This is a genomic window from Pseudoalteromonas sp. SANK 73390, from assembly GCF_054966645.1.
This window is the reverse complement of sequence record NZ_ARPN01000008.1, coordinates 1-4,581: the sequence shown is the minus strand read 5'-3', so window position 1 is coordinate 4,581 and position 4,581 is coordinate 1. Positions and strand designations below refer to the sequence as shown.

Sequence of the window (4,581 nt, the reverse complement as noted above, 5' to 3'; positions counted from 1 at the left end):
AGTTCAGCTAAACGGTGGCGCACATCTACATAGGTGTTGTCGTTGCTGAGTTTGCGCCGTATATCGGTTTCTGTTACCGAGTGCCAGCCGTGGGCAAATTTTGATTGCATGGTGCCGTCATGGCTGTGCAGCGGTACGTTGCTGGCATCAAACGGCTCGCCGTTTTGGCGGGCTGCGACTTCGGCTTTGAGGCGTTTAATACGCCCTTGGTTTTGGCTCCATTCCCAGTTTTTACCCACGGTACACCTCCGCATAACAGCGCTCGGTAATGTGGCCTAGGCGGTTCATCCAGCCGCGTAGGTTGGGCTGTTGGGTTGGGTCGTCTAAACAAATGCGGGCGTAGCGGTAGCCACGGCGGCTGATTAATTGGCTAATAAATAGGTTAGGCAAAATAGCGTGGCACTTTTTAAGAGTGCGCGAGCCAAATACGCCGTCTACATCAGCGCCTGCGGTGCGCTGTACTATGCGCGTCATGCCGTTTATGCCGTGATTAACGGTGCCATCAAATAGCATGAGTGCAACACCGCTGTTTAGCTCGTCGCAGTGCATTGGCTCCCAGTAATCTCGATAATAAAGCCTAATTGCATGGCTTATTTTTAAATTAGCAATATCGGTTTTGGGGTAGGCCCGTTGGCTAATACCGTATTTAGTTAGGCCGCCACGGTCAGACGCCACGTTATTTAGGCCGGCGTCATCTCTAAGGCCGCCCTCTAAATATAAAATTGTTAACACACTGCGGCAAAACGCATCGCTGTAGCCTGTGAGTGCCGCTTTAATTTCGGGTGTTTGTCTGTAATGGTCGAGCTGTTGTTGAGTGAGCATAGCTGTCGGCTCCGTTGTGTTTGTTAACAGAATGCCGACGCGTGCGAGGGATGTATTTTAACCTGGGTTAAAAAATATGAATCTATTTATAAAATTATTTTGCAAAACCCTTTTGTAAACACTATACAAAAGATTAACAAAAGTGTTATCTTTTGGTTAATGGAGTTATTTTATAGAGCAGAAAAGGAAAATTAAAACGCGTCTTTTTTCTTTTTAGCTTGGTCATTGTACTTATATTTGTTGTAGAGGCTGCAAAATGACAAAACAGCTAGTGAACCTTTCTTTAGAAAATTGCCGCAATGTAGTTGGTGGCAACGGCAGCGGTAATAATCCGATAAACCCACCTAACACCTATAGTGCAGGCGGCGGAACTGAGCCTTTAAATACAGGCGGTGGTGATGGCAGTGAGCCATTCAGTATATTTAGTGCTGGCGCCGGTGACGGCATCGAACCTGTGGCTTTTTAACCTAGTTTAAAAGAGCTTTAGTCATTTAATGTTATGCTGTGTTTTCTTGTAAAACACATTGAGGAAATTGGATGAAAACTCACAAGTTAGATAATAAAAAGCTGCCTGTATATGTATTGAATAAAGTAGTTGGTGCGTCAGGCGGTGGAGCTGGAGATGGTGCCGAGCCACAACAGAGAGGCGTCACAGCTCTTGTGTTTGAACCAGGGAAACTAACAAAAAAAGTAGGCGGATGAGTTTGCAATGAACGCAATTATGATAGCTATCGGATGGACCGTGATAGTAAGCAAAGTACTGGCGCTTATAGCGCTGGTATTTTTTTCAAAACACAACGGCAAGCAAATGTTGGTTGGTAAACCAACTTTAGACATTCGAGAACAGGTTGAACATTCATTGTTTGTTATGGTTGTTTTAGCTTGTATTTTTCATTTTTTTGGGCGTATTGCAGGTGATGCTATTCTATCTGCGGATATGGGAGTGATCAGTAAAAGGCAATTGTACTACTTCTTTTTTAGCTTGCATGAGTTGTTGTTTGTTGCTGCTGTAGTTCACTGGCACAATATCAAACGTTGTGAGTTTGCTAAAATTACGCGCTATATATGCTATCTCTCAGCGATGACTGTTTGCCTTCAGTTATTTAGGTATGTAGATCGAGTGATATTAGAAGCAAACTTTTTGGAATACGTTTATCGCTTTGGTATTACTACATCCAATACAGTTGCAGCATTACTAATACTCGTATATCCAGTATCTCGTATCGTGCGATTTGTACCAAATAGTAAGTGGAGCTAGGCTATGATGAGCTTTAGTTGGTTTATTTTATTGAATATATTGATAGTCTTATTATGGATTGTATATCTCTCATTCAGAATCTACCGCTCAAAGTTCAAAACTAAATCTTTAGATCTAGTAGATAACATACAAAATGTTGTCACTCTGCCATTGCGTGTGCATGAGAAAACGCATGTTTTAGAAGAAAGTAGTAAGCTACTAGTCCATAGTAAATATTTGAGTGAGTTTGTTTTTGAGGGAGTGAGTCAAGAAACACTTTTGATACTGACAGCTAATTTTAAGAAAGAGCGAGAGGCTTGCATAGAAAAATTGGCTAGGTACGGCCTTTTAAACCCAACCCAAGAAAAGAAAAAGCTACTGAGTAAAGGTTAGCTGCTTTCACGCGTTAATTTTGCAATATCAGAAATTGTCGTTGCACTTATTTTCCCTGTTAATTCCGTCTTAGCAATAATCTCGGTCGCCTTTAATATAAGATTGAAGTTTTCAATTGCGTCCAGCTTTCCTTCTTGTAAAACTTCCTCGCTTTTCAACTCATACACAGTTTTAATTGCTTCAGAAGCAGCATGAACTGCAACTTCTACAGCTCTACTAGCGCTTATATTATCATGTGATACTTCAGCACTATTATCAACAATAGATAGGGGCTGTCTTTCACCTACAACTACATATTGAATATCAACACCAGCAGCTGCCAACATTGATAGTTGAACAGCCGTAGGAGACGACTTGTCTTTTTCCCAGTCAACTAATGTCCGTCTTTTAGCACCAGCCAAAGCAGCAAAGTCATCCTGATTTAGTTGAAGCTTTTCACGTTCTTTTTTTAGCCTAGCACCAATCATGTGCAGAAATCCGCCCATAAATATTGACATGCGCAGAAATCTGCACAATAATCAACTCAACATTAACAAAACCCTTTTCAAAATCGCCCGCAAAAGCTTTTGAAAAGGGTTGCAACCAATAGGTAATTTACTATGAATGCAGATAAAAGAAAACAGGCCATCAAAAAGAAAGGCTATACACTCAAACAAGTTGCTGATGCTTTGGGCAAATCTATCTCTACAGTATCCAACGTAGTTAGTGGACGTTATTACTCCGAAACGATAGCAAAGGCGTTAGCCAAACTGGTTGGTGAACCTGTCGAAGTATTCTTTGCTGATTGTGAAGCATATACAAACCCAGCCGATCCAGTTGTGGTTCGCGGTGAAGCCCGTGAACAAAAAGTCGCTGAACTTCGCCAATTATTCGCTGTTGCATCATAGGAGCCTTATCATGAACTTATCACCCAATAAACAAGCCAAGATAACCGCAGCAAAGGTAGTCGCTACTTTAATGGCTGCTGGTCGCAGAGCTAATGGCAAGTCGATAATGCTGCCAAGCGTCGCACACTCAATTGCGGCTGCGAACGTTGTGCCAAGTGATTGCGCCACTCATTTAGCAGCAGCAGAGCACTCTGGTTCACCTGAGGGTCTTGCTCCATCTCGTCAATCGAAAGATCAAGAGTAGGCACCATGGCTTCTGCAAGACTCGGAGTAAGCACCATGGCCAACGCTGTAATGAAGGAGTTTATAGCGGCAACTGAATCAAAGAGTGTATCTACAGATTGGTTAAGGTCATTGTTCATGTTTATTCCTAGTTCTCTCGTTTGTTTATGTGTTAGCACGGTTAAAGGATTTTATGATGTGCCACCCAAGTTATCTTTTAAACACAGCATAATCCCGAGAGTTGCAAACGTCATGGCAAATCTACTGGCAATTTTTGCCAGCACTTTTGCCAGCCCAAAACAGGAACAAATAAATATAAAAGGTGGCAGTACATGTTAACTAAGCAATCCCTTGCGGAGACCAGTATGTTAAAAAGTGACGATGCACCCAAGTGTGATCTGACATTCGCTTTGCTAGCTGCGTTAAAGCGCGCTGTAGACAATGGGCCATTTTCTCGCCCTATGGTTATTGAGCGTATGAACGAAGCCCTTGGCGGTGAAAAGATGATCACCAAAGATATTTTTAGTAAGTGGTTTAGTGCCAGCGCACCAACCAAAATGCCCGCGGAATATTTACCCGCATTTTGTTGGGCAACGCAATCAATAGAGCCATTTGTAGCGCTGTTAGCGCCGTTAGATTTTAGCCCCGTTGATGGCCGAGGGCTATCAATGGTTAGTGCGGCAGAGTTGGCGTTAAAAGCACAGCAAATGTTGCAGCAGTCTGAATCTATGTTTGCGCAAATATTAGAGCAAGCCACACAGCCTTCATTACAGCGATCCGCTGACATAACCCAACTCAACAAATAACGAGGCCAATTATGAACACTATCAAAGACCAAGTTGCGCCCAAAACACAGCACAGCGCACAAAAAACAAACGCATGGCAAACGGTTTGCCCTGCCTATGCAGCTAAACGATTGATGAGTGCGAGCGAGCTATCAGCATTAGCGGCTAAATCATTTGGGGGTGTGGCATGAGCATTATTTTAAAACACATTACAGCAGGCAGTGTTACGCAAATG

The 4,581-nt window shown here is 42.8% G+C and carries 12 protein-coding genes; 9 read left to right on the top strand and 3 right to left on the bottom strand.

Annotated elements, in window-relative coordinates; genetic code table 11:
- On the bottom strand, window positions 1-254 hold a 254-nt coding region (locus tag SANK73390_RS00610), incomplete at its 3' end, for a hypothetical protein (RefSeq protein ID WP_462762236.1).
- Window positions 232-822 carry a glycoside hydrolase family 108 protein gene (locus SANK73390_RS00605; RefSeq protein WP_462762234.1) on the bottom strand — a complete coding sequence of 197 codons (591 nt, stop codon included), beginning with the start codon at window positions 820-822 and terminating at the stop codon, window positions 232-234. The genes SANK73390_RS00605 and SANK73390_RS00610, both read right to left, overlap by 23 nt.
- 256 nt (window positions 823-1,078) lie before the next feature.
- On the opposite strand from SANK73390_RS00605, the gene SANK73390_RS00600 reads away from it, so the two are divergent.
- The 4 genes from SANK73390_RS00600 to SANK73390_RS00585 all read left to right on the top strand — a co-directional run bounded on the left by SANK73390_RS00600 (window position 1,079) and on the right by SANK73390_RS00585 (window position 2,452).
- Window positions 1,079-1,288 carry a hypothetical protein gene (locus tag SANK73390_RS00600; RefSeq protein WP_462762232.1) on the top strand — a complete coding sequence of 70 codons (210 nt, stop codon included), beginning with the start codon at window positions 1,079-1,081 and terminating at the stop codon, window positions 1,286-1,288.
- A 71-nt stretch (window positions 1,289-1,359) separates the two neighbouring features.
- Complete coding sequence (locus tag SANK73390_RS00595) at window positions 1,360-1,524, top strand: hypothetical protein (RefSeq protein ID WP_462762229.1); 165 nt, start codon at window positions 1,360-1,362, stop codon at window positions 1,522-1,524.
- Between the two features lie 7 nt (window positions 1,525-1,531).
- Window positions 1,532-2,080 carry a hypothetical protein gene (locus SANK73390_RS00590; RefSeq protein ID WP_462762227.1) on the top strand — a complete coding sequence of 183 codons (549 nt, stop codon included), beginning with the start codon at window positions 1,532-1,534 and terminating at the stop codon, window positions 2,078-2,080.
- Window positions 2,081-2,083: 3 nt separating this feature from the next.
- The gene (locus SANK73390_RS00585) at window positions 2,084-2,452 is read left to right on the top strand and encodes a hypothetical protein (RefSeq protein WP_462762224.1); all 369 of its coding nucleotides are present in this window, start codon (window positions 2,084-2,086) and stop codon (window positions 2,450-2,452) included.
- Here the strand turns inward: SANK73390_RS00585 and SANK73390_RS00580 are convergent.
- Window positions 2,449-2,949 carry a helix-turn-helix domain-containing protein gene (locus SANK73390_RS00580; protein ID WP_462762222.1) on the bottom strand — a complete coding sequence of 167 codons (501 nt, stop codon included), beginning with the start codon at window positions 2,947-2,949 and terminating at the stop codon, window positions 2,449-2,451. The two genes, SANK73390_RS00585 and SANK73390_RS00580, sit on opposite strands and share 4 nt — an antisense overlap.
- Before the next feature lie 102 nt (window positions 2,950-3,051).
- Between SANK73390_RS00580 and SANK73390_RS00575 the strand changes: the two genes are divergently transcribed.
- The 5 genes from SANK73390_RS00575 to SANK73390_RS00555 are packed head-to-tail and all read left to right on the top strand — an operon-like array spanning window position 3,052 to window position 4,537.
- Window positions 3,052-3,339, top strand: a complete 288-nt coding sequence (locus tag SANK73390_RS00575) for a helix-turn-helix transcriptional regulator (RefSeq protein ID WP_462762219.1) — start codon at window positions 3,052-3,054, stop codon at window positions 3,337-3,339.
- Window positions 3,340-3,349: 10 nt separating this feature from the next.
- The gene (locus tag SANK73390_RS00570) at window positions 3,350-3,583 is read left to right on the top strand and encodes a hypothetical protein (RefSeq protein WP_462762217.1); all 234 of its coding nucleotides are present in this window, start codon (window positions 3,350-3,352) and stop codon (window positions 3,581-3,583) included.
- Between the two features lie 35 nt (window positions 3,584-3,618).
- The gene (locus SANK73390_RS00565; RefSeq protein ID WP_462762215.1) at window positions 3,619-3,900 is read left to right on the top strand and encodes a hypothetical protein; all 282 of its coding nucleotides are present in this window, start codon (window positions 3,619-3,621) and stop codon (window positions 3,898-3,900) included.
- Window positions 3,901-3,926: 26 nt separating this feature from the next.
- Window positions 3,927-4,367, top strand: coding sequence for a hypothetical protein (locus tag SANK73390_RS00560; protein ID WP_462762214.1), 441 nt, complete (start codon window positions 3,927-3,929; stop codon window positions 4,365-4,367).
- An 11-nt stretch (window positions 4,368-4,378) separates the two neighbouring features.
- Window positions 4,379-4,537 (top strand): hypothetical protein, encoded by a 159-nt coding sequence (locus tag SANK73390_RS00555; RefSeq protein ID WP_462762213.1) that lies wholly within the window; start codon window positions 4,379-4,381, stop codon window positions 4,535-4,537.
- Window positions 4,538-4,581: the final 44 nt, after the last annotated feature.